General features: G+C 76.1%; 16 protein-coding genes. 10 read left to right on the top strand and 6 right to left on the bottom strand.

The window, feature by feature from the left end:
• Window positions 1-146 precede the first annotated feature (146 nt).
• The 3 genes from ACH4SL_RS12045 to ACH4SL_RS12055 all read right to left on the bottom strand — a co-directional run bounded on the left by ACH4SL_RS12045 (window position 147) and on the right by ACH4SL_RS12055 (window position 1,631).
• Window positions 147-377 carry a DUF3107 domain-containing protein gene (locus tag ACH4SL_RS12045; protein ID WP_398444129.1) on the bottom strand — a complete coding sequence of 77 codons (231 nt, stop codon included), beginning with the start codon at window positions 375-377 and terminating at the stop codon, window positions 147-149.
• A gap of 152 nt (window positions 378-529) precedes the next feature.
• On the bottom strand, window positions 530-1,195 hold the full coding sequence (locus ACH4SL_RS12050) for a TetR/AcrR family transcriptional regulator (RefSeq protein WP_398444132.1): 666 nt from the start codon (window positions 1,193-1,195) through the stop codon (window positions 530-532).
• Between the two features lie 169 nt (window positions 1,196-1,364).
• Complete coding sequence (locus ACH4SL_RS12055; protein ID WP_398444134.1) at window positions 1,365-1,631, bottom strand: hypothetical protein; 267 nt, start codon at window positions 1,629-1,631, stop codon at window positions 1,365-1,367.
• A 312-nt stretch (window positions 1,632-1,943) separates the two neighbouring features.
• Here ACH4SL_RS12055 and ACH4SL_RS12060 point away from each other — a divergent pair, with 312 nt between their 5' ends.
• The 7 genes from ACH4SL_RS12060 (at window position 1,944) to moeZ (ending at window position 12,437) form a co-directional block, all read left to right on the top strand.
• Complete coding sequence (locus tag ACH4SL_RS12060; RefSeq protein ID WP_398444136.1) at window positions 1,944-3,092, top strand: alpha/beta fold hydrolase; 1,149 nt, start codon at window positions 1,944-1,946, stop codon at window positions 3,090-3,092.
• 392 nt (window positions 3,093-3,484) lie between these two features.
• A complete protein-coding gene (locus ACH4SL_RS12065) occupies window positions 3,485-4,801 on the top strand; it encodes a DUF3152 domain-containing protein (protein ID WP_398444139.1) in 1,317 nt (438 codons plus the stop codon).
• Between the two features lie 566 nt (window positions 4,802-5,367).
• Window positions 5,368-7,053 carry a DUF3492 domain-containing protein gene (locus ACH4SL_RS12070; RefSeq protein ID WP_398444141.1) on the top strand — a complete coding sequence of 562 codons (1,686 nt, stop codon included), beginning with the start codon at window positions 5,368-5,370 and terminating at the stop codon, window positions 7,051-7,053.
• 407 nt (window positions 7,054-7,460) lie between these two features.
• Window positions 7,461-8,399 carry a hypothetical protein gene (locus tag ACH4SL_RS12075; RefSeq protein ID WP_398445284.1) on the top strand — a complete coding sequence of 313 codons (939 nt, stop codon included), beginning with the start codon at window positions 7,461-7,463 and terminating at the stop codon, window positions 8,397-8,399.
• Between the two features lie 1,012 nt (window positions 8,400-9,411).
• Entirely contained in the window at window positions 9,412-10,326 is a 915-nt protein-coding gene (locus tag ACH4SL_RS12080) for an NAD-dependent epimerase/dehydratase family protein (protein WP_398444143.1), read from the top strand.
• Window positions 10,314-11,129 (top strand): spherulation-specific family 4 protein, encoded by an 816-nt coding sequence (locus tag ACH4SL_RS12085; protein WP_398444145.1) that lies wholly within the window; start codon window positions 10,314-10,316, stop codon window positions 11,127-11,129. The genes ACH4SL_RS12080 and ACH4SL_RS12085 overlap by 13 nt, the downstream gene beginning before the upstream one ends.
• Before the next feature lie 129 nt (window positions 11,130-11,258).
• A complete protein-coding gene (gene moeZ, locus ACH4SL_RS12090) occupies window positions 11,259-12,437 on the top strand; it encodes an adenylyltransferase/sulfurtransferase MoeZ (RefSeq protein ID WP_398444147.1) in 1,179 nt (392 codons plus the stop codon).
• A 106-nt stretch (window positions 12,438-12,543) separates the two neighbouring features.
• Here moeZ and ACH4SL_RS12095 read toward each other — a convergent pair whose 3' ends face one another.
• The 3 genes from ACH4SL_RS12095 to ACH4SL_RS12105 form a co-directional block, all read right to left on the bottom strand.
• On the bottom strand, window positions 12,544-13,599 hold the full coding sequence (locus ACH4SL_RS12095; protein WP_398444149.1) for a hypothetical protein: 1,056 nt from the start codon (window positions 13,597-13,599) through the stop codon (window positions 12,544-12,546).
• Between the two features lie 8 nt (window positions 13,600-13,607).
• A complete protein-coding gene (locus ACH4SL_RS12100) occupies window positions 13,608-14,306 on the bottom strand; it encodes a hypothetical protein (RefSeq protein ID WP_398444151.1) in 699 nt (232 codons plus the stop codon).
• 185 nt (window positions 14,307-14,491) lie between these two features.
• Window positions 14,492-17,605: a lysylphosphatidylglycerol synthase domain-containing protein gene (locus ACH4SL_RS12105; protein ID WP_398444153.1), complete on the bottom strand. Its 3,114-nt coding sequence runs from the start codon at window positions 17,603-17,605 to the stop codon at window positions 14,492-14,494.
• A gap of 80 nt (window positions 17,606-17,685) precedes the next feature.
• Between ACH4SL_RS12105 and ACH4SL_RS12110 the strand changes: the two genes are divergently transcribed.
• The 3 genes from ACH4SL_RS12110 (at window position 17,686) to ACH4SL_RS12120 (ending at window position 23,749) form a co-directional block, all read left to right on the top strand.
• A complete protein-coding gene (locus ACH4SL_RS12110) occupies window positions 17,686-18,084 on the top strand; it encodes an MGMT family protein (RefSeq protein WP_398444156.1) in 399 nt (132 codons plus the stop codon).
• Window positions 18,085-18,732: 648 nt separating this feature from the next.
• A complete protein-coding gene (locus ACH4SL_RS12115; protein WP_398445286.1) occupies window positions 18,733-22,752 on the top strand; it encodes a UvrD-helicase domain-containing protein in 4,020 nt (1,339 codons plus the stop codon).
• Between the two features lie 184 nt (window positions 22,753-22,936).
• Window positions 22,937-23,749 (top strand): hypothetical protein, encoded by an 813-nt coding sequence (locus ACH4SL_RS12120; protein WP_398444158.1) that lies wholly within the window; start codon window positions 22,937-22,939, stop codon window positions 23,747-23,749.
• The last annotated feature ends 79 nt before the right edge of the window (window positions 23,750-23,828 follow it).

Here is a 23,828-nt window from a genome sequence, read left to right on the forward strand (position 1 = left end):
CGCGTGTTTGTATTAGAACAAACAAACCCCCGCCCGGGGGGGGGGGGGTTTTCTGGGGCCCCCCCCGCCCCCCGGGGGGGGGGGCCCCCCCCCCCGGGGGGGGCCCCCCCCCCCCCCGGGGCCCCCCCCCCGCCGTTGACCCCGTGTCAGAGGGCGGCGCCGAACCCCACCTTGCGGGCGGCCGGCTCGCCGATCTCGACGTAGGCCAGCCGGTCGGCGGGGACGAGCACCTTGCGCCCGTGCTCGTCGACGAGGCTGAGCAGCTTCGCGTCGCCGGCGAGCGCGCCGGCGACGGCCTGCTCGACCTCTTCCACCGACTGCGCGCTCTCGATGACGATCTCGCGCGGCGCGTGCAGCACGCCGATCTTGACCTCCACGGCTTGGTTACCTCCGATGGTCTGGCGGTGTGCGCGGTTGGTCGCGCCGTTACGCTGCTCAGCGTAGCCCGGCCGGACGGTGTGCGATCAGCGCCTCGTGCACGCCGTGAGCGAACACCCGCCCGGCGGCCGGGCGGGGCGCCGCGCGGGGCTCAGGACTGCGGGCCGCCCTCGGGGAGGTGGTGGCCCTCCGCGCCGTGCAGCGGGAAGCCGGCGATGCCGCGCCAGGCCAGCGACGTCAGCAGCTGCACCGCGGTGTCCCGTGGCACCTCGCTGCGGCTGGCCAGCCAGTAGCGCGCCACCACCTGGGAGACACCGCCCAGCCCGACCGCCAGCAGCATGGACTGCTCGCGCGCGAGCCCGGTGTCCTCCGCGATGACCTCGCTGATCGCCTCGGCGCACTGCAGCGAGACCTTGTCGACCCGCTCCCGGACCGCCGGCTCGTTCGTCAGGTCGGACTCGAAGACCAGCCGGAAGGCGCCGCCCTCGTCCTCGACGTAGGCGAAATACGCGTCCATCGTCGCCTCGACGCGCTTCTTGTTGTCCGTCGTGGACTCCAGCGCGCCGCGCACCGACTGCAGCAGTGACTCGCAGTGCTGGTCCAGCAGCGCGAGATACAGCTCCAGCTTGCCCGGGAAGTGCTGGTAGAGCACCGGTTTGCTGACGCCGGCCCGCTCGGCGATGTCGTCCATCGCGGCCGAGTGGTAACCCTGTGCGACGAAAACCTCCTGGGCCGCGCCCAGCAGCTGCTCGCGTCGGGCCCTGCGGGGCAGGCGGGTGCCGCGCGGCCGTGCCTGAGTCTGCTCGATGGCTGTCACGCCGCCTCCCAATTCTGCGGAACGAACGGATGAACGAAACGGATGAACGAAGGAACGTAGGCTGCGCTGGCCATCGTACTTTTGGGTAACGAGAGTGCGCGCCGTACGACGGCACATTCTCACGTACTGGAACCGCGCCGGCCGCGCCCGGTGACCGGACGCGCACGGATCACCGGCGGCCCTCGTCCTCGTCCTCGTCCATCGCGACCACCCGGCGCTGCTCGGCGGTGTCCGCGGGATTGGCCTCGCCGTCCCGGTCCGCGGGCCGGGAGGTGACCGGCTCGTCGCGGTGCTGGAGCAGGTCGGCGCGCTGCTCGGCGCTGTCGGCCTCCGGGACCTCCAGCTCCAGTTCGCCGTGCGCGTCCGCCACGGCCTCGCTGTCGTCCTGGTCGGCCTCCTGCTCGATCCGTGCGATCCGGGGGATCTCGTCGGACATGACGCCCTCCTTCGTCGCTCTCCGGACTCTCCGGCTCCCGCCGGCACGTCCCCGGGCGCGTCCGCGGTCCGTCCCGGGCGCGTACCCGCGGCACTCCGTGCGCCCCGCCCGGCTCCCTGCCCGGCTCCTTCTTGGAGCCTAGGAGCACGAGGGCGCGTGCGCAGTGCGGGCGCGCGCCCCCCGGCCGGGCGGCGGCGCGCTCACCCGTCGGCTACCCATTCGCGGCGCGGCAACCGTCCGGCGGCCGGTTCTGTTCGCTTGTGTGCGGACGAACACACGACCGTTCACGTGATCGTCTCGTAACATCGGTCCATGGCCTCGACGGACTACTCCCGAACCGGCGCCCCTCCGGCGTCCGTACCCCCTGCGGGCCCCGTGCTCGCGGACGGGGAGACGTCCAGGACCGTGCGCCTCCCCGGCCTCAGCCTGCTCGTCCGTTCCCGCGAACCCGCGGGGGACCGCCCCCGCGACGCCGGGACCGCGGAACCCGCGCTGTTCGTGCACGGCCTCGGCGGCTCGTCGCAGAACTGGTCCGCGCTCATGGCCTCGCTCGACGACATCCTCGACGTCCAGGCGCCGGACCTGCCGGGTTTCGGCCATTCCCCGCCGCCCGACGACGGCAACTACTCGATCGCCGCGCACGCCCGGGCCGTCGTACGGCTGCTGGACGCGGAGGGCCGCGGGCCCGTGCACCTCTTCGGCAACTCGATGGGCGGCGCCGTCGCCGTCAAGGTCGCCGCCGCCCGGCCCGACCTCGTCCGCACCCTCACGCTGGTCTCGCCCGCGCTCCCCGAGCTGCGCGTGCAGCCCACCGCGCTGCCCACCGCGCTCGCCGCCCTGCCCGGCACCCCCGCGCTCTACCTGCGGGCCACCCGCCGCTGGTCCGCGGAGCGCCGCACCCAGGCGCTGCTGGCGCTGTGCTACGCCGACCCCTCCGTCGTCGGCCCCGCCGAGCGCGCCGCCGCGGCGGCCGAGTACCAGCGCCGCATCGACCTGCCGTATTTCTGGGACGTGACGATCCGCTCCACCCGCGGCATCGTCAACGCGTACACGCTGGGCGGCCAGCACGCCCTGTGGCGGCAGGCCGAGCGCGTCCTCGCCCCGACGCTGCTGGTCTACGGCGTACGCGACAAGCTCGTGTCCTACCGCATGGCACGCCGCGCCTACCGGACCTTCCGCGACCCGCGGCTGCTGACCATCCCCGGCAGCGGGCACGTCGCGATGATGGAGCACCCGCGGCTCGTCGACCGGGCCTTCCGCGACCTCCGCCGGGAAATCGCCGCCCGGCCCCACGGGGGCGGCGCCGCGGGTAGCGTCTCGGCGACGATGGGCGCGCCTGGCGCGCCGGGTGCGGTAGGGACGGCGGACGCGCCGGGTGCGGCGGGGGCCGCGGACGCGCCGGGTGCCTCCGGCACGCCGGGTACGACGACGGGCATGAGCACTGCGGCGAGCGGGAGCTGATCGAGGGCGTGGGCAAACACAGCGCGCGGGACGGCCAGGACGGCCGCGACGACCGCATCGCGCAGACCGGCGGCTTCCCGCAGGAGGGTTTTCCGCGGACGGGGGGCGCTCCTTCGGCGGCGGGTGGTTTTCCGCGGACGGGGGGCTCTCCGGAGGCGGGGGGCGCCCCCGGGACGGGTGCTTTTCCGCCGGTGGGCGGTGCTCCGGCGGCGGGTGGTTCTCCGCGGGCGGGGGGTTCCTCGGCGGCGGGTGGCTTCCCGCCGGTGGGCGGGTCTTCGCAGGCGGATGCCTTTCCGCGGGCGGGCGGCGCCCCTTCGGAGGCGGGTGGTTTTCCGCGGGCCGGGGGCTCTCCGGAGGCGGGTGGTCTTCCGCGGGCGGGGGGTGTTCCGGGCGTGGGGGGTTCGCTCGCGGGGCCCGGGACCTTCGCGCCTCCCGGTACCGCGCTGGGTACGCCGGGCAGCGGGCGTCGGCGGCGCACACCCGTCGGGCCGTACACCGAGCCGTTCGACCCCTTCGTCGACTCCGGTGCCTTCGCCACCGTGCGCCCTCGGCGCCCCGACGCCCGGCCCCCGCACCACCACCCCGAGCACCCCGAACACGCGGCCTGGGGCGCGCCCGACACCTGGGCCGACGACACCGTACGGCGCCGCGACCTGCCCTTCGACCCCGTCGAGGAATGGGCCGAGGGCTGGGCCGCGCAGGACGCCGCCACCGCCGCGGAGCTGCGCGGGCCGCGCGTCCACCCGGCAGGCCCCGGCGTGCCGCGGCCCCGGCAGGAGTTCCTGGACGCCTTCGAGCCGCCCGCCGCGGTCCCCGCGCCCGCCGCCGAGCCGGGACCCGTCCTCCCCGCGGAAAGCGCCGGGACCGCGCCTCGCCGCAGACCCGGCCGGGCGTGGACGATCACGGGCATCACCGGGATCGCCGCCGCGGCCGTCGTGACCGTCGCCGCCGTCACGACCGGCAACCCGCTCTCGGGCCTCGGGCGCAAGTACGCCGGGCCCGACCCCACCAGCGCGGACGTCCCCGCGCCGACGACCACGCCCTCGCACGCCGGCGCACCCGGCACCGGCGCGGCGCCCGCCGCGTCGGCCACCCCCACCGCGCCGCTGCTCACCTACGCCCAGCAGATGGACCGGCAATACCCGCTGGCCGCCGACCTCAAGCTCTCCGGCGCCTTCGACACCGTCCCCGGCCACCAGGCCGCGCCCGGCAAGGGCAAGGTCATGACCTTCCGGGTCGACGTCGAACGCGGCCTGCCGCTGGACGCGCAGCTCTTCAGCGACACCGTCTTCCGCACCCTCAACGACGACCGCAGCTGGGGCCACGGCGGCACGATGACCTTCGAGCGGGTCGCCACCGGCGACGCGGACATCGTCGTGACGCTGGCCAGCCCCGGCACGACGGCGAAGTGGTGCGCGAAGTCGGGGCTCGACACGACGATCGACAACGTGTCGTGCGATGCGGCGTCGACGCCGCGGACGATGATCAACGCGTACCGCTGGGCGCAGGGGGCGGACACGTTCGGGCCGGAGCTGATGCATGCGTATCGGCAGATGCTCATCAACCACGAGGTGGGGCACCGTCTGGGGCACCACCACGTGGGGTGCCCCACGGCGGGGGCGCCGGCGCCCGTGATGATGCAGCAGACGAAGTTCCTGTCGCTGAACGGCGGCCCGACGTGCAAGCCGAACGCCTGGCCTTACCCGTAGCCGCCCCGGGGCGGTGGGTTGCGGTTCGCCGCGCGACCTTCCCTTGGTGGGGGCTGGTCGCGCAGTTCCTCGCGCCCCTTCGCGGCGGCCCGGCGGGTGGGTCGGGTGCCACTCCGGGGGTACCTCCTCGGAATGCGCCTTTGACCTCTCCCCGAGCGTGACGGGGCCTGCGTGCGCATTCCTCCGGGGGCACCCCCGGATCGTCCCCCTCCCGGCGTCTCGTCGGCGGCTTCCTGCCGGTGGGGGAGATGTCCCAGGGACTGCGGTTCGCCGCCGACGGTGAGTCACCCCCACAGGGAGGCGTGCACCCGCCCACTATCTGCACGGGTGGTGCGGGTGGGAAACACCCCGCGCCGTTAGGCGCGGGCACCTCCGCGGCGGGGAAGCCGCAAGCCCACCGCAGGGAAGGGCGTCAACGCCCGGCGTTGGGAGAGGTTACGCCCGTTCACCCCTTTTGATGGCGTCGCGGACAACCGTCCGCCGCCATGCCGGGACGGCGCAATACGGTCGTCGCGCCGGGCGGGACACGGACCCGCCGGGCGCGACGGACGAGAAGGGCCGGACCCGTGCGGATTGGATTACTTACCGAGGGTGGCTACCCGTACGCAAGAGGTGAGGGAAGCGCCTGGTGCGACCGCCTCGTACGCGGCCTGCCCCGCCACGACTTCGACGTGTACACCCTGAGCCGCTCCCCGCGGACCGAGGCGGCCGGGCAGGTCGAGATGCCGCCCCACGTCCGCCGGCTGCGGCTGGAGCGGCTGTGGGGTCCGCCGACCGCGGAGGCGCCCGGCGGCGGGCGAGCGGTGCGGGGCGCCTTCCGGAGTGGGTTCCGCGAGCTCGCGGAGGCGTTGGCGGGGGCCGCCGGGGGGAGTCCGGGGCGGCGGGCGGACCGTTTCGCCTGCGGGCTGTACGCCCTCGCGGACCTCGCCCAGGAGCGCCCCGGCGCGCTCCCCGCGCTGCTGCGGGGGGACGACGCGCTCGCCGAGCTGGAGGCGGCGTGCCGGGCGCCCGGCGTGCGCCCGCTGCTGGGGGACATCGTGGTGACGGAGCTGCTGACCGTCGTCGACGAGCTGGAGCGCCAGCTGCGTCCGCTGTCCGCGCAGTGGTACGGCCCCGCCGAACTGGGCGCGGTGGACGTGTGCCACGCGGTGTCCGGCGGGCCCGCCGCGCTGCCGGGTCTGCTGGCCAAACGGTTCTGCGGTACGCCGTTCATCGTCACCGAGTACACCGTCCGCGCGCGCGAGGCGCTGCTCGCGCACCGGGCGGCCGGGCTGCCCCCGGCCGTACGGGCGCTGCTCGGCGACCTGCACCGGCTGCTGTCCGGCGAGGCCTACCGGCAGGCCGCGCTCGTCACGCCCGGGTCGGCGCACGTGCGGCGCTGGCAGGAGCGGTGCGGGGCGCCGCGGGAGCGGATGCGGACGATCCACCCCGGGATCGACGCGGGGCGCTTCGCGCGGGCCGGGGCGGCGGCGGAGGCCGCGGCCAACGCGGAGGAGCAGGCCGTGCACGCGGACCCCACGGTCGCGTGGGTGGGCCGGGCCGACCCCGCGAAGGACCTCATCGCGCTGCTGCACGCCTTCGACGCGATACGCCGCGAGGAGCCGCGGGCGCGGCTGCGGATATTCCACGCCCGGGCGGTGGACGAGCGTGCCGCGGGCTACCTCGGCCACTGCCGCACGCTCGCCGCGCAGCTCTTCCCGGACGAGGCGGCGGACGCGCACGCGGTCGGGGAGAGCCCGGTGAGCTTCGAGGAGATCGGCTCGCCGGGTGCGCCGGAGGCCGCGGACGCGTACGCAGCGGGTGACGTCGTCGTGCTGTCGAGCTGCGCGGAGGGCTTTCCGCTGAGCCTGGTGGAGGCGATGTTCTGCGGGCGGCCGACCGTGTCGACGGACGTCGGCGCGGTGCGCGAGGTCATCGGCGGGACGGGGCTCGTGGTGCCGCCGCGGAATCCGAAGGCGCTCGCCGAGGCGGCCCTCGGCCTGCTGCGCGGACCCGAGCGCGCCGCCCGGCTCGGCGCCGCGGCCCGCGAGAGGGCGCTCGCGCTCTTCACGGTCGGCGCGTCCGTGGACGCCTTCCGCGAGAGCTACCTCGGGGTGGTGGCCCACCACCCCGCGCGCCGCCCGCCCCTCCTCGACGCCAAGGGCGCGCCGCGCCCCTTCACCACCCCCGCGGAATTCCTCGCCCCCAGCCGCCTGGCCCCCACCCCGGCCCACCCCGCGTGGGCCCCGCTCCCCGAAACGGCCCGCCCATGACCGCCCACTCCGCCCCGATACCGCCCCACGACAACGACCTCGACTTCGCCCGCCTGTTCGCCCGCGCCGTCGTCCGCCCACGCCCGGCCGAGCCCCCCGAAAAGCCCCGCCCCGACACGGAGGACGTGACGCCTTCCGCTGCACCCGCGCCCGTCGCGCGGCCTTCGGGCGCTGAGGACGGCCGCGTGCCTGCCGGGACGTCCGTCACCACTCCCGCGCGCGGTGCGGACGGCGCTGCCGCGGAGCCCGGGAGCCCCGCCCCGCGCGGACCCGGGGGGAACGGGGGGCGCGCGGTGGGGGCGCGGGCGGCTCGCGGGGGTGGTGAATCGATTACGCACGCGCCGCGGGGGGACGGCGCCCCCGCCGTGCCCCGGCGCCGGGGCCCCGCCGATCCCGTGCGCGCGGTGATGCACCGGCACCGGGCCATGCTCGCGGGCGCCGTCGACGCGTGGGAGATCGCCGCCGGGCTGGAGGCGTACGGCGTCAGCGACGGGGAGGCCCGCAGGCTGCGGCACCGGGACGTCTTCGGCCTCGCCGAGGAGCTGTACGCCCGGGTGCCGCACGCGGCGCGGGTGGTGGAGCCGCCGCAGCGTCCGGCGGCGGGCAGCGTCCGGCTGCGCGGACGGGACGTCGCTGCGCACCTGCTGCCGGGCGCGGGCTGCGTCCTGGCCGCGGGGCTGCCCGCCGCGGCGGGGCCGGTCGCGGCGCTGGCCGCCGTCGCGCTGTGGGCGGCGCTGCGCCGCGGGCCGCTGCGCGTCGCGTACGGCGCGGGCGCCGCCGTATGGGCGTACGGGCTGCTCGCCTTCGCGCCGTACGGCCCGCCGGCCGTCGCCGCGCTCGCCGGGCGCGGAGCGTTCGACGCGGGGGCGGGCACGGCGGCGTTCGCCGCGCTGGCGCTGAGCCTGCTGCCGGCGGCGCTGCTGGCGCGCTGGTTCGCGGTCGCCGCCCGCGCCCAGCTCGCGCCGAGCCACGGCCTCGCCGAATTCGCCGACGCCGTACGCCCCCGGCTCGCCGCGGCCCTCGCCGGATACGCCGCCGCGCTGACCGGCCTGCTGCTGCTCGCCGCCGCCATGGCCGGGTCGGCGCCGCTCGCCGGGCCCGCGGCGCTCGGCATGCTGCTCTTCACCGCCCGGCTGCTGGCCGTCCACGGCCACCCCGGGCCCGCGGCGGCCGGCCTCGCCGCGGCCTGCGCGGCCGAGGCCCTGACCCTCGTCCTCGCCGCCGCCCCCACCCACACCGCACCCCCCGGCGGCACGGCGGAGGCCGCGGTCTGCGGCGCCGCCGCCCTCGTCCTCGCCGCCCAGGCCTTCCGCCTGCTCGCCCGCGCGGCGGCCCACCGCCCGTGACTGACCCCGCCACAACCCACCAGGAGACCCCCATGATCACCCACCCCCCCCGCCCAGCCCCCCCAACCCCGATCCCCACCCCCTGGCCCCCCGGTGGGAGCGCCGCTACCCGTACGGCCCCGTCCGCGCCCACCTGCCCCGCCCCCGGCGGGGGCGCCGCCCCCGCCCACCGTGCCCCCGCGCGCGGCGCGGCCCACCCCGCGCGTACGGCCCCGGCCTCCGCCGCGCCCGCCCGCCACGCTGGCGGCGCCGTCCTCGCCCGCCGTGCCCTCGCGCGCGGCGCGGCCCACCCCGCCCGTACCGCCGCGCCCGGCGGCGTCGCGGTCCCGGCGCGTACGCCCGCGGCGGCGGTCGCCGCCACCGGCCCCCGCGCGGCGAGCGCGGGGCACCTCGCGCGTACGGCCCCGGCCGCGCCCACCCGCCCCGCCCCCGCCCCAGCCCCCGACGCGAGCGCCGTCCCCACCCGAGGCGCGGCTCACCCCGCGCGTACGGCCCCGGCCTCCGCCACGGCACGCCCTGGCCGTACGTCCCCCACTCCCGCCGACCCCGCCGGCGCGGCTCCCTCCGCGCCTACGGCCCCGGCCCCCGCCGCGCCCACCCGCCACGCTGGCGGCGGCGCCCCCTCCCACCGTGCCCTCGAGCGCGGCGCGGCCCACCCCACACGTACCGCCGCGCCCGGCGGCGTCGTGGTCCCGGCGCGTACGCCCGCGGCGGCGGTCGCCGCCACCGGCCCCCGCGCGACGAGCGCGGCTCCCTCCGCGCCTACGGCCCCGGCCCCCGCCGCGCCCATCCGCCACGCTGGCGGCGGCGCCCCCTCCCACCGTGCCCCCGCGCGCGGCGCGGCCCACCCCGCGCGTACCGCCGCGCCCGGCGGCGTCGCGGTCCCGGCGCGTACGCCCGCAGCGGCGGTCGCCGCCACCGGCCCCCGCGCGGGGAGCGCGGCTCACCCCGCTCGCAGGGGCACCCGGCTTGTCGGGGGCGCGGCCCGTCGCTGCGGGCAGGGAGGTCTTCGATGAGAGTGCTACTGCTCGGGGCCGACGGGTTTTTGGGGCGGCATGTCGCGGAGCGGCTGCTCGCGGATCCGGCGGTGCAGCTCACCGCGCTGGGGCGCAGTGATGACGCCGATGTCAGGTTCGATCTGTCGAGCGGGGCGCCGGGGGTGCTCGCGCGGTTTCTGGATGCGGTGCATCCGGGGGTGGTCGTCAATTGCGCCGGGGCGACGCGCGGGGGGGCGCGGGAGTTGACGCGGCAGAACACCGTCGCCGTCGCGACCGTGTGCGAGGCGATGCGGCGCAGCGGGATCGGGGCGCGGCTGGTGCAGGTGGGGTGCGGGTCGGAGTACGGGCCGTCGCCCGCCGGGTCGTCGACCGGGGAGGACGCGGCGCCGCGGCCCGGCGGGCCGTACGGGGTGAGCAAGCTCGCCGCGACGGAGCTGGTGCTGGGCTCGGGCCTGGACGCCGTGGTGCTGCGGGTGTTCAGCCCCGTGGGGCCGGGGACGCCGACCGGTGCCCCGCTCGGGCGGATCGCCGAGGCGCTGCGCCGCGCGATGCAGAGCGGCGAGCCCGAGCTGCGGCTCGGCGGGCTCGCGGTGCAGCGCGACTTCGTCGACGCGCGGGACGTCGCCCGCGCGGTGCACGCCGCGTCGCTGTCGGCGGCGCAGGGCGTGGTGAACATCGGCAGCGGCCGCGCGGTCCGGATGCGCGACATGGCCGCGGCCCTGGCGCACGTCGCGGGCTACGAGGGCGCGGTGCGCGAGCTGGACGAGCCGCCGGCGGGCGGCGCCGCGGCGCCGCCGTACCCGGACGGCTGCGGCCTGTGGCAGCAGGCCGACGTCCGCACCGCCCGCGACCGGCTCGGCTGGCGGCCGCGGATCGGCCTGGAGGAGTCGCTGGCCGACGTGTGGATGGAGGCGGCATGCCGCGTCTGACCAGGCCGGCCCGCGCCGCGGCCACGGGGACCCGGCTCGCCGTGCCGGGCCTCGTGCACCCGCTCATGGCCCCGGCCGAGTGGGCCGAGCTCGCGCGGCCGGGGGCCGATCTGCGCTGGGCCGCGTTCGACGTGAGCCGCGGGCCGGGGAGCCGGCCGGATCCGCTGTACGGGGAGGTGACCGCGCGCGTCCGTGAGAACGGCGTCCCACTCCTCGGGACGCTGGACGCCGCGTACGGCGACCGGCCCTTCGGTGAGCTGGTGTCCGACGCGTCCCGCTACCTCGACTGGTACCAGGTCGACGGCTTCTACCTGGACCGCGCGCCCACCGGCCGCGACCACGCCGCCGACTGCCGGTGGGCGGTGACGACGCTGCGCGCGCTGCTCGGCCGCGAGCCGGCGGCGGGCGCGGACCGCTCCGGAGGCTCCGGGATCATCGTGCTCGGGCACGGTGTCCACCCGCACCCCGGCTACGCCGAATTCGCCGACCAGCTCGTCACGTTCACCGGCCCCTGGGACCGTTACCGCTGGTCGGAGGCCCCGCAGTGGACCGCGGCGCACCCGCCGTCCACCTTCGTCCACCTCGTGCACTCCGTGCCCGGCCTGCATCTGGACGGCGCCCTGCGCATCGCCCGCTGGCAGGGCGCGGCCACCGTGTGCCTGACCGACCGCGGCGACCGCGGCGGCACCGACCCGTGGTCCGGCCTGCCCGGGTACTGGGACCGGCTGGTGCGCGCGGCCGCCGAGGCGGGCTCCGGGACGGGCACGGAAGGGGGTGCGGACCGGCCGCCGCCCACCATGTGACCGTAGGACGTCTCGGCCTGCGGACCGGGTGTCTTGGAATGAAGACCGGCGTGGCAGTGTTGCAGGGATGCGTGTGCGAACACGCGCCCCTACCGTCTGAGACCGACCAACCGTATTGCTGAGGTCCCTGTGTCGCTGCCACCCCTGGTCGAGCCGGCCGCCGAGCTCACCGTTGACGAGGTCCGCAGATATTCGCGTCACCTGATCATCCCCGATGTGGGCATGGACGGGCAGAAGCGCCTCAAGAACGCCAAGGTGCTGATCGTGGGCGCCGGCGGTCTGGGCTCGCCCGCCCTGATGTACCTCGCCGCCGCCGGTGTCGGCACGCTCGGCATCGTGGAGTTCGACGAGGTCGACGAGTCGAACCTGCAACGCCAGATCATCCACAGCCAGTCCGACATCGGCCGCTCCAAGGCCGAGTCCGCCCGCGACTCCGTCCAGGGCATCAACCCGTACGTGAACGTCGTGCTGCACGAGACCCGGCTCGAGTCGGACAACGTGATGGAGATCTTCTCCCAGTACGACCTGATCGTCGACGGCACCGACAACTTCGCGACCCGCTACCTGGTCAACGACGCGTGCGTGCTGCTCGGCAAGCCGTACGTGTGGGGCTCGATCTACCGCTTCGACGGCCAGGCCTCGGTGTTCTGGTCCGAGCATGGCCCCTGCTACCGCTGCCTCTACCCGGAGCCCCCGCCGCCGGGCATGGTCCCGTCGTGCGCCGAGGGCGGCGTCCTCGGCGTGCTGTGCGCGTCGATCGGCTCGATCCAGGTCAACGAGGCGATCAAGCTGCTCGCAGGCATCGGCGAGCCGCTCCTCGGCCGGCTGATGATCTACGACGCCCTGGAGATGACCTACCGTACGGTCAAGGTCCGCAAGGACCCGGACTGCGCGGTGTGCGGCACCAACCCCACGGTGACCGAGCTCATCGACTACGAGGCCTTCTGCGGTGTCGTCTCCGAGGAGGCGCAGGCCGCGGCGGCCGGCTCGACGATCACTCCCAAGCAGCTCAAGGAGTGGATCGACGACGGCGAGAACATCGAGATCATCGATGTGCGCGAGCCGAACGAGTACGAGATCGTCTCGATCCCGGGCGCGAAGCTGATCCCCAAGAACGAGTTCCTGATGGGCAGCGCCCTGGAGACGCTGCCGCAGGACAAGCGGATCGTGCTGCACTGCAAGACGGGCGTGCGCAGCGCCGAGGTGCTGGCGGTCCTGAAGTCCGCGGGCTTCTCCGACGCCGTGCACGTCGGCGGCGGCGTGGTCGGCTGGGTCAACACGGTGGAGCCGCACAAGCCGATTTACTGACCGGCTCCACTGAGCGGCGCGCACGCGCGGTACATCGCAGACGGACGGCGGGGCCGGCACCCTTCGAGGGTGCCGGCCCCGCCGTCGTCGTACGGAGTGCGTGCCGTCAGCGGTTGACGGCCTGGATCTCCCGGACGGTCACCTGCGGCACCGGGTCGTTGGTGACCCGGCCGTCGGGCAGGTCGCCGCCCGCGCCGCCCGAGCCCGTCCAGCTCACCTTCCAGTTGACCGTGACCCGCAGCGGGTACGGGCTGGCACCGACCGTCGAGCGGCGGTAGGTCATGCCGCACGGCGGTGTCGCCTTGGGATTGCCGTTGTAGGCCGCGCCGACCGTGCCGTCCGCGGCGACCGGGCACAGGCCGGAGGCGGGGTAGCGGGTGGCGTCCTTCTCACCGGGGTCGATCTCGACCGGCTGCGGCACCGCCTGTGTCTCGGCCCACAGCTGCGCGCCGCCGCCGAGGTCGACGTACGCGCGTACGCGCACGGGGCTGTAGTTCTGCGTGAGGTGCACCCACGTCGGCAGGTTGACGGTCTGCGTCTGCGCGGGGCTCGTCACCACGGTGACGCCGGGCACCCGGGTGCGCGCGTACGCGAGCTGGGACAGCATGTCGACGCTGATGACGTTCGGGGTGCCGGCCGGCGGCATCTTGCCGTTGTCGACCCAGAAGGGCAGCGTGCCGTTGCAGTCCATCGTGCGCGGGTCGTTGCCCATGGCCTTGTTGGGGATCGGCCCCCAGAACTGGCCCTTGCCCTGCTTGTCGAGGTTGAAGTCCTTGTAGCCGTCGCCCCCGCCGTCCCAGGTGTAGCCCTCCTCGTAGTGCTTCTGCAGCTCGTTCATGGCCTCCAGCGCGTAATTCGCCTGGCCGGGGACATTGGTGTTCGCGACCTGCTTGAGGATGTTCGCCTTGAACGTCTTCGGGTCGCCGACCGGGCCGATCCAGCACGGCGGCGGCGACCACGTCACGTTCGACGACGCCATCGGCTTGCTGCCCGGGCCCGTCTGCTTGCCCGACGGGTACGCGTACTGCACCCCCGCCGAGAGGCCGCCGTCGCCGTCGCTGCCGCCGGACGTGGACTTCGACGGGCCGGTGTACGCGAAACCCGGGCCCGCCGCGGCCAGCACCAGCACTCCGGCGACCACGAATCCGCGGCATATTGCCACGGGAATCCTCACTGCATGCACTGCTTCGCCCCTTCCGTCACGGCGAGTCCCTGCACCTGCCAGAACGGGTGGGCCGTCGCGACCTTGACCACGACCAGGGAATAGCCCAGGTAGTTGCGGGGGTCGTCACCGGTCACGCGCACCTTCCCGGTGGCGATCTCCTTGCTGTAGAGCTTCGACTGGTCCTCGCACAGCGTGATGCCCACCGACGTGGCCTTCGCGCCGCCGCTGCCCTGCGTGAAGGCGGGCAGGTAGAAGCGGTCGGTGCCGCTGAGCGTGAGCTTGGCGCTGACGTTCGCCTGCACGTACTCCTTGCCGTGCGCCAGCGCGGTGTTCGCCGCGTGCGCGTACATCGGCGGGTCCTGGAGGTTCTGCTTCACCACCGCGTGGTCGACCGACTGGAGGTAGTTGGCGGCGGCCGTGAGCGCGGCGTGCTGCGCCGTGTCGGCCGGCATCGTCCAGTCGAAGACGACCTTCACGTCCGCGGGCAGCGCCACCGCCGGGTCGATCGTCAGCGGCGCCCCGGCCTTCGCCGCGGACGAGGCCGTGGGCGACACCGAGGCGGAAGTGGTGGTGGGGGCGCCGCCCGGCGCGATGGTCGCGGAGTCGTCCGACCCCGAACCGCCGCCGCACCCGGCGACCCCGACCGCGGCGGCCGCGCTCATGGCGGCCACCGCACAGGCTGTCAGCGCCCTCTGCGCTCGCATACGTTCGGCTCCCCGTCCGGCCGTCCCGACACGGGACCGCGGCGTACGGCGCGAACGCCTACCACCAACTGGTCCCCGATTCCAGGGAACTCACCGTACAGAAAGCGGAAGCGCCAAACGAGGGCTCCGGTGTGCGGATTCGGTCACGGCCGTGTCTCGAACCCACCCCTTCCGAGCGGCCGCGCTCACAACTCCCCGCGCCGGGAGAGCTGGGTGAAGGACAGCCAGCCCGGCAGCACGGGCAGCCAGAACGTCAGCAAACGGAAGAACAGCACCGCCGGGGTCGCCACCTCCTTGGGCAGGCCCGCCGCGATCAGACCACCGGTCAGGGCCAGTTCGACCGCGCCCACGCCGCCCGGCGTCGGCGCGGCCGAGCCCAGCGCGTTGCCGGCGAGGAAGACAACCGCGATCGCCGCGTAGCTCAGGCTCCCGCCGAAGGCGCGCACACAGCCGTCCAGGCAGACCACGAAGGTCACGGTGACCATCAGCGTGCCGCCCAGGCCCGTCGCGAGCTTGCCGGGGCGCTGGAGGACGTCCAGCATGCGCGGCACCACACCCGCGAAGAGCGCCCGCACCCGCGTCGAGACGAACTTGCGCAGCGCCGGCACCGCCGTGACCACCAGCACCAGCACGCCCGCCGTCAGCAGCCCCGCCATGACCGTACGGGACGGCGACAGCGACGGCGTCTTCTCGGTGCCCGTGATGAAGCCGAAGGTCATCAGCAGCATCACGTGCATGCCGAGGCCCACCAGTTGCGAGGCGCCCACGCTCGCCACCGCCAGGCCCGGCCGCACCCCGGCCTTCTGCAGGTAGCGGGTGTTGAGCGCCACACCGCCGACCGCGGCCGGCGCCACCAGCTTCACGAACGACCCGGCGATCTGCGCCTGCACCGTCCGCAGCAGCGACAGCCGCTCGGGGACGAAACCGGCCAGCGCGCACGCCGCCGCCACATAGCTCGCCGCCGAGCCCGCCACCGCCACCAGCGCCCAGCGCCAGTCCGCGTGCGCGATGGCCTGGCCGATCGGCACCGAGCTGAGCTGCGACAGCAGGAAGTACGCCGCGAAGGCCCCGGCGATGACGGTGATCAGCGTGCGCGGCTTGATGCGCTCGAGACGCACCGGCTCCACCGGCGCCTGCGGGCGGATCAGCAGCACCTGCTGCCGGATCCGCGACAGCAGGTCCTCCTCGCGGGCCTCCTCCAGTGCGATCTCTATGGCCCGCTTCTCCGCCTTGCGCTCCGCCTTCGAGACCGCCTTGTCGTCCTTGCCGTCCCGCTCCTCGGCCTCGGCCTCCCCGACGTCGGCCCGTACGGCGCCGCGGCGGCCCGCCGCCTCCTGGTGCTCCTGGGCCCGCCGCTGGTCGCGGGCCTCCTTCTCGCGCGCCGACGCCGCGAGCACCGCCTCCCGCTCGCGCTGCGCCCGCTCCCGGGCGAGCTGCTTGAGCTGGGCGCGGGTGGCACGGCTGAGCGCGATCGGCTGGAGCAGCGGCAGCGCGCTCGCCACCGCGTCCGGCCCGAGCACGGCGACCGCGGAGGCCACCGCGCGCTCCGGGCCGACCCGCAGCGCCATCGTCGTCAGCAGCTGCGCGACGTCCATCCGCAGCACGATGTCGCCGGCCGCGATCTCACCGCCCCGCAGGTCGGTCAGGAAGACCCGGCCCGACCGGTCCACCAGCAGCGACTCGCCCACCAGCCGGCGGTGCGCGATGCGCCGCGACTGGAGCGCGCGCACCTGCGTCCACGCCTCGCGCAGCAGCGTGTCGGTGATCTCCTCGTCGGCCAGCGCGTCCAGCCGCCGGCCGCCGATGTGCTCGTAGACCAGCATCACCGCGTCAGGACCCAGCTCGGAGGTCGCGATGAGCTTGGGCGCGTTCGCGCCCGCGGCGATCGCCGCGTACGCCAGCAGGGCCTCCTGCTCCAGGGCCTGCCGCAGCGACAGCAGGCTGCGCCGCTCGTTGATGCCGCCGACCAGGGACAGCCGGCGCCAGGCGCGGTAGAAGAAGCCCTGCGCCTGCTGCTCGCGGTCCACCACCGTGACGTCCAGCGGCGGGCCGTCCTCCAGCGTCACCAGGTAGCCGCGGCCGCGTTCGGCGTCGGCCGTCCCCGGCCCGTCCTGCCGCACCCGGCGGGCGGTCTGCGGGCTGAAGCCCACCCGGCGCAGCCCGGCGAGCAGCTGGCGGCCGGTCGGCCGGACGTTCGGCGAGCCGACCGCGTAGACCGTGCCGTAGCCGATCGTCCAGCCGATCAGCACCGTCACGGCGATCGAGAACGGTGTCGTGTAGCCGCCGACCAGCACCGCGAAGGCGTCCAGCAGCAGCACGAACCACAGCGCCACCCGCCAGCGCGGGCGGCGCGCCATGCCCACCGCCGTCACATAGGCGATGACCGGCGCCAGATACCCGTGCACGGGGTCGGTCATGCCGGTGCCGGAGGGTGAATTGTGGGTGAGCGCGTCGCGGATCGGGCCGGGCGCGGAATTCGTCACCCACAGGTCGGTGGCCAGCGCGGTGCCGTGCGCCAGCACCGCGGCCAGCACGCCGTCGGCGATCCGCAGCCCGTCCCGCTTGGCCAGCCGCTCGATCGCGAACGCCACCGGCACGATCAGCACGGCGATGCTCGCCGTCAGCCCCGCGAACGACGACAGCACGTCGGGCGCGTGGTCCGTGCCCTTCGTGATGTCCGTCTCCAGGCCCGTCGTGGTCGCGTGCGCGAACCCCGCGACGGCCAGCACGACGGCGATGCCCAGCAGTCCGAGCAGGAAGCGTACGAGGTCGGCCGGCCGGTGCACGCGCGCGGCGAGCAGCGGCTCGTCGACGGCGACGGGGGCGGGGTAGGGCTCGGGGACGATGCTGTGCCCGTGCTCGCCGGGGGACGGGCAGCCGTCGCCCGGGCCCGCGGGGAGCGTGTCGCCGGGTCCGGTGGGTTCGGCGGGTCCCTCGGGGGAGGGGCGGCCGTCGCCCTGGCCCGCGGGGGGCGTGTCGCCGGGGCCGCCGGTCGGGCGGGGGGAGCCGTCGTTCCCGCCGCCGTTACCTTCCCCGCCGCTGCCGCCGCTACCGCCGCTCTCGCCGCGGGCCGGGTCGGGGGGTGTGCCCCCGGCGTCCGGCCGCTCGCCGTCGCGGCTGCCGCCCCCCGCGCCGGAGGCGCCGTGGCCGGGTCGGGCGCGGTGGCCGTCGGCACCGGCGCGCGGCCTGGCGCCGCCGCCGTTCCCGGGTGCGGGCAGCGCTTTACGGGCGCGGGAGGCCGCTCCGGCCTCGTCCGCGCCCGGCTGATCCGCTTCGGTCTCTTCTTGATCTCGTATCACCAGTCACCGCCGGGACGATGGTGGCATGAGCACCGTACGGATGACACCGGAACCCCCCGGTGTCGGTGGTCTGCGGCAGGATGGGGCGGATGAGCGAGGAGCACGAGGAAAGCGCCGCGCACGCGGAGGAAGCCGCGGACGGGCCCGGTGAGTACGCGGACCGGGTGCTCGACACCGTCGACCTGATCCCGCCCGGCCGCGTCATGAGCTACGGCGACGTCGCCGAGTGGCTCGGCGAGGGCGGCCCCCGGCAGGTCGGCCGGGTGCTCTCGCTGTACGGCAGCGGGGTGCCCTGGTGGCGCGTCGTCCGCGCCGACGGCGTCCTGCTCCCGGGCCACGAGCTGCGCGCCCTGGACGCCTACCGCGCCGAGGGCACCCCCCTGCGCACCGCGGGCCCCGCGACCGAGGGCCACACCCCGCGCATCGACATGCGCCGCGCGCGCTGGGACGGGCGCACGCCCGGCGCGGACGGCGGCTGACGGCCGAAAACTCATGCCCCCCAGCTTCGGCCATCCGTGGCCCGACCACGGCATCGCCCCGCCGGGCACCCGCACGTGGCGCGGCGGCGCGGGGCGAGCGTTTTTAGGGGCGCGGGGAACTGCGCGCGCAACCGTCCACGGTCTGTTGGTCCGGGGACGGCCGAACCACCCCTCCGGGGCGGTGAGGCGCGCGGGGCGAGTGTTTTTGGGGGCGCGGGGAACTGCGCGCGCAACCGTCCACGGTCTGTTGGTCCGGAGACGGCCGGACCACCCCTCCGGGGCGGTGGGGCGCGTGGGGCGAGCGTTTTTAGGGGCGCGGGGAACTGCGCGAGCAACCGCCCGCGGTCTGTTGGTCCGGAGACGGCCGGACCACCCCTCCGGGGCGGCGACACGCGCCGGTCGCATCGTGGCGAGGGCCCCCGCAGGACCTCGCCCCCCGCACGGCGGCGTGTCCGCCCGGCGGACGGCGTAGCGTCGGGGGACGGCGCCCCGGGCCCGTACGACGCCCGCACCGGCGCACCGGCGTACCCACCGGCGCGCCCGCGCGCCCCCGCACCACCGACCACCACGAAACCGGCGAACCACGTGATCCTGTCTCCTCCTCCCGCCTCCGCGGCCTCCGCGGCGACCGCGGCGACCGGCTACCGGTTGCTGCGGACCCCGCCGGAGCCCGTACGGCCCCCTGTGCTGGACGCGGACCAGCGGGCGGTGGTTGAGCACGGGGACGGTCCGCTGCTGGTGCTCGCCGGGCCCGGCACGGGCAAGACGACGACGCTCGTGGAGTCCGTGCTCGCCCGGGTGCGCGCCGGGACCGCGCCGGACCGCGTCCTCGTCCTGACCTTCGGCCGCCGCGCCGCCGTCGACCTGCGCGACCGGATGGCCGCGCGCGGCCTCGCCGGGCTGCACGCGAGCACCTTCCACTCCTTCTGCTACGCCCTGGTCCGGGAGGAGCAGAGCCCCGAGGCCTTCGAGGAACCCGTCCGGCTGCTGTCCGGGCCCGAGCAGGACCTGCTGGTCCGCGAGCTGCTCGCCGGGCAGCCGGCGCTGGAGCGGGAGGGCCTGGGCCGCGTGCGCTGGCCCGCGGACCTGCGGGCCGCCCTCACCACGCGCGGCTTCGCCGACGAGGTGCGCGCGGTGCTGGCCCGCACCCGCGAGCTGGGCCTCGGCCCGGACGCGCTCGCCGCCTTCGCGACCCGTATCGGCCGCCCCGACTGGACCGCTGCGGCGGCCTTTCTGGACGAATACCTGGAGGTCACGGAGCTGGGCGGGATGGTCGACTACGCCGAGCTCGTCCACCGCGCGGTGCTGCTGGCCCGGCGCCCCGAGGTGTACGAGCGGCTGTCGCGCCGCTACGACGCGGTGTACGTCGACGAGTACCAGGACACGGACCCGGCGCAGGTGCGGCTGCTGCGGGCGCTCGCGGGGCAGGGGCGCACGCTGGTCGCGTTCGGCGACCCGGACCAGTCCGTCTACGCCTTCCGCGGCGCCGACGTGAACGGCATCCTCGGCTTCCCCGAGCACTTCCCGCGGCGCGACGGGCGCCCCGCGCCGGTCCAGGTGCTGCGCGCCTCGCGGCGGGCGCGGGCCGGGCTGCTGGCGGCGACCCGGCAGATTGCCGCGCGTATGCCGCTGCCCCGGCTGCCCGCCGCCGCGGTACGCGCCCACCGCGCGCCGGCCGCGCTCGCGCCGGGCGGCACGGTGGCCGTCCGCACGTACCCGACGCCGGGCGCCGAGGTCGAGTCCGTCGCGGACACGCTGCGGCGCGCGCATCTGGAGGACGGGCTGCCGTGGCACGACATGGCCGTCCTGACCCGCTCCACCGCCGCCCTCGCCCCCCTCCGCCGCGCCCTCACCTCGGCCGGCGTCCCCATCGACCTCCCCCCCTCCACCACCCCCCTCCACACCGACCCCGCCCTGACCCCCCTCCTCCTGTCCCTCCGCCTCACCGCCACCTCCCTCCTCCCCGGAGACGCGCGGGGTGCCGTCCGGCCCGAGGACGCGCCGGGTGTGCCGGTCGACGTCCTGCCCGAGGACGCCCCGGGTGCCGTCCGGCACGTGGATGCGCTGGGTGACGCGATGCCCGGGGAGGCAGCGGGCGCGCCGGGTGCCGTCCGGCACGTGGATGCGCTGGGTGACGCGATGCCCGGGGAGGCAGCGGGCGCGCCGGGTGACGTCCGGCACGTGGACGCGCCGGGTGAGGACATCGCCACGCCGGTGGCCTCTCCCGCGCCGGCGGCGGAGGCTCCGGGCCACGGAGCGCCCCGGGGCGACGCGCTGCTCGGGGGCGCGCCGGGTACGAGACTTTCCGCGCCGGTGGCCCCTTCCGCGCCGGCGGCGGAGGCCGAGGGCGGAGCGCCCGGGGGCGACCCCCTGCCCGAGGGCTTGCTGCCCGGGGGCGCCTCAGGCGCGAAAACCGCCGCGCCGGGGACCCCTCTCGCACCGGCCGCGGAGGCCTCGGGCCGCGGGGCGCCCGCGGCCGCGCCGGGTGACGTCCCGCCCCCGGACGCGCCGGGTCAGAACACCTCCGCGCCGCGCAGCCAAGCCGTCGAGAGCCGTGCGCGGAGGAACGCCGGGGACCCGGCGGGAACGGCGCCCGGCACCGGCTGCGTACCGCCCTCCGCGGCAGCGGCGCCCAGCACCGGCTGCGTACCGCCCCCGGCGGAAGGGTCACCCGGTACGGGATCTGTACCGCCCTCCGCGGCAGCGGCGCCCGGCGCCGACTCCGTACCGCCCCCCGCGGCAGCGGACCTGGCGGCAGCGGACTCCGCGCAGGCGGGTCGCCCGGAGACGCCGCGCAGCGTACGGGTCGGGGTCGAGGACGCGCTCACGCTGCTGGGCTCGCCGCTCGGGGGGATGGACGCCGGGGATCTGCGGCGGTTGGGGCGGGCGCTGCGGGAGGAGGAGCGGGCGGCCGGGGTCGCCGTACCGCGGCCGTCGGACGAGCTGATCGCGGAGGCGCTCAGCGAGCCGGAGCGGCTCGCCGCGCACGACGCCTCGTACGCCCGCGCCCCCCGGCGCCTCGCCGCGCTGCTGGGGCGGGCCCGCGCCGTGCTCGCGGCGGGCGGCACCGCCGAGGACGCGCTGTGGGCGCTGTGGGACGGCACCCCGTGGGCGGCCCGCCTGGAGCGGGCCGCCCTGCGCGGCGGCGCCGCGGGCCGCAACGCCGACCGCGACCTGGACGCGGTGTGCGCGCTGTTCGAGTCCGCGGCCCGCGCGGAGGAGCGCACGGGCGGCCGCGGCGCCCTGAACTTCCTGGAGGAGCTGTCCCACCACGACATCGCCGCCGACACCCTGAGCGGCCGCACGGTCCGCCCGGACGCGGTGCGGCTCATGACCGCGCACCGCGCGAAGGGCCTGGAGTGGCGGCTCGTGGTGGTCGCGGGCGTGCAGGAGGGCGTGTGGCCCGACCTGCGCCGCCGCGGCTCGCTGCTGGAGGCCGACCGGATCGGCCGCGACGGCATCGCCCCGCCGCTGAGCCAGGGCGCGCTGCTCGCGGAGGAGCGGCGGCTGTTCTACGTCGCCGCGACCCGCGCGTCGGAGCGGCTGCTCGTGACGGCGGTGCGGTCCGCCGCGGACGACGGCGACCAGCCGTCCCGCTTCCTCGCCGAGCTGGGCGTGCCGCCGCAGGACGTGACGCACCGGCCGCGCCGCCCGCTCGCGGTGGCCGCGCTGGTCGCGGAGCTGCGGGCGACCGCCGTCGACCCGGCGGCCTCCCCGGCGCTGCGGGACGCCGCCGCCCGCCGCCTGGCCCGGCTCGCGGCGCTGAACGACGACGGCCACCCGCTGGTCCCGGCCGCGCACCCGGGCCGCTGGTGGGGCCTGTACGAGCCGACCGCCTCGGCCGTACCGCTGCGCGACCGCGACCAGCCGGTCGCGCTGTCCGGCAGCGCGCTGGACCAGCTCGCCAACACCTGCGCGCTGCAGTGGTTCCTGGGCCGCGAGGTCAAGGCGGAGCCGCCCGCGACGGCGGCGCAGGGCTTCGGCAACGTCGTGCACGTACTGGCCGACGAGGTCGCGTCCGGCCGCGCGCCCGCGGACCTGGACGTGCTGATGGCCCGGCTGGACAACGTGTGGGACGCGCTCGCCTTCGACGCCCCCTGGAAATCCCGGCAGGAGAAGGACAACGCCCGCGCGGCCCTGGAGCGCTTCCTGCGCTGGCACGTCACGGAGCGCGGCCGCACCCCCGTCGCCTCCGAGCACGACTTCGACGTCACCCTTGCCGCGGGCGACGCGCAGGTGCGGATCCGCGGCAGCATGGACCGGGTCGAGACGGACGCCCAGGGCGCGGCCTATGTCGTCGACTTCAAGACCGGCCGCGCCAAGCCGACCGCCGCCGAGGTGGCCCGCCACCCGCAGCTGGCCGTCTACCAGCTGGCCGTACGGGAGGGCGCCGTCGACCCGCTGTTCGGCGGCGACACCCCGCCCGCGGGCGGCGCCGAACTCGTCCAGCTGCGGCTGGGCGCGTCCCGCCGCGACGGCGGCGAGACCGCACCCGTGGTGCAGCGGCAGGAGCCGCTCGCGGGGGAGTGGGCCGAGGAGCTGCTGGCCACGGCCGCGGCCCGGGTGCTGGACGAGCGCTTCACCCCGGCCGCCGGCCAGCACTGCGCGCACTGCGCCTTCCGCGCCTCCTGCACCGCCCGCCCCGAGGGGCGGCACATCGTCGAATGACGGGCTCTTGACCGGACGATGACCGGCACATGGCCGTGCCGTGGCGGACAAGTGCGGGCAACGTACGGGAAAGGGCGCGGCTTTGCGTGTCAGTGGCGACCGCTATGGTTTTCCTGTGCCACCCGGGGTGGGGAAGCGCGCCCGTGCGGGCGTTGCCGGCACTGGGATCGAGGGGGTACGGCTCATGCCGGCCACACGAACGTTCATCGCGGCGCTCTGCGCCGTCGCGGCGGGGGGCGCCGCACTCACCGGATGCGGCGGTGACAAGGGGGACGACGCGGCCCCGCTGATGAAGCCCGTCGTGACGACGTCGGCGCCGACGAAGGCCGCCGACCCGTTCGCGGACCAGACGGCGGACGAGGTCCTCAAGCGCGCCGAGCAGGACATGCGCGACTCCGGCGCCATGACGTACGAGCTGTCCGGCAGTGACGAGGACAGCGGGCAGATGCACATCAAGGGCACCCTGACGACGACGGACAAGTGCGCGCTCGCCGTGGACATGGGCGAGGGCAAGGTCCAGCTGATCTTCACCGGCGGCGACTACACGTACATGAAGGGCGACAACACCTTCTGGACGACGAACGCCGACGCCGAGTCCGCGCGGGTGATCGGCGACAAGTGGGTGAAGATCCCCTCGGCCGAGTTCGACTCGGACGACGAGGACAACTTCAAGACCATGTGCGACCTCAACGGCATGATGGACACGCTCAGCGAGGACGACGGGGACGACTCCAGCAGGCTCGACAAGGGCCGGACGGCCACGGTGGGCGGCCAGCAGGTCTTCCAGCTCATCGAGACCGACGGCGCGGACAAGACGACCATATCCGTCACGACGGGCGACAACCCCGTCATCCTGCGGGCGGAGGGCACCAACGAGGGCCAGCCGATGCTCATGGTCTTCTCCGACTTCGGCAAGCAGCCGAACGTGACGGCGCCGCCGCCCTCCATGACCCTCGACCCGAGCAAGGTCGGCGGTCCGGGCGGCCTGCACATCTGACCAGCCGGACGGGCCTGCCGCGGTGCCCCCTGCGCGGGGTATCGCAGCAGGCCGGCGCCGTCCGGTGTCGGCGGCTCCG

It is taken from the genome of Streptomyces sp. NPDC021020 (assembly GCF_044333285.1).
Lineage (GTDB): Bacteria > Actinomycetota > Actinomycetes > Streptomycetales > Streptomycetaceae > Actinacidiphila.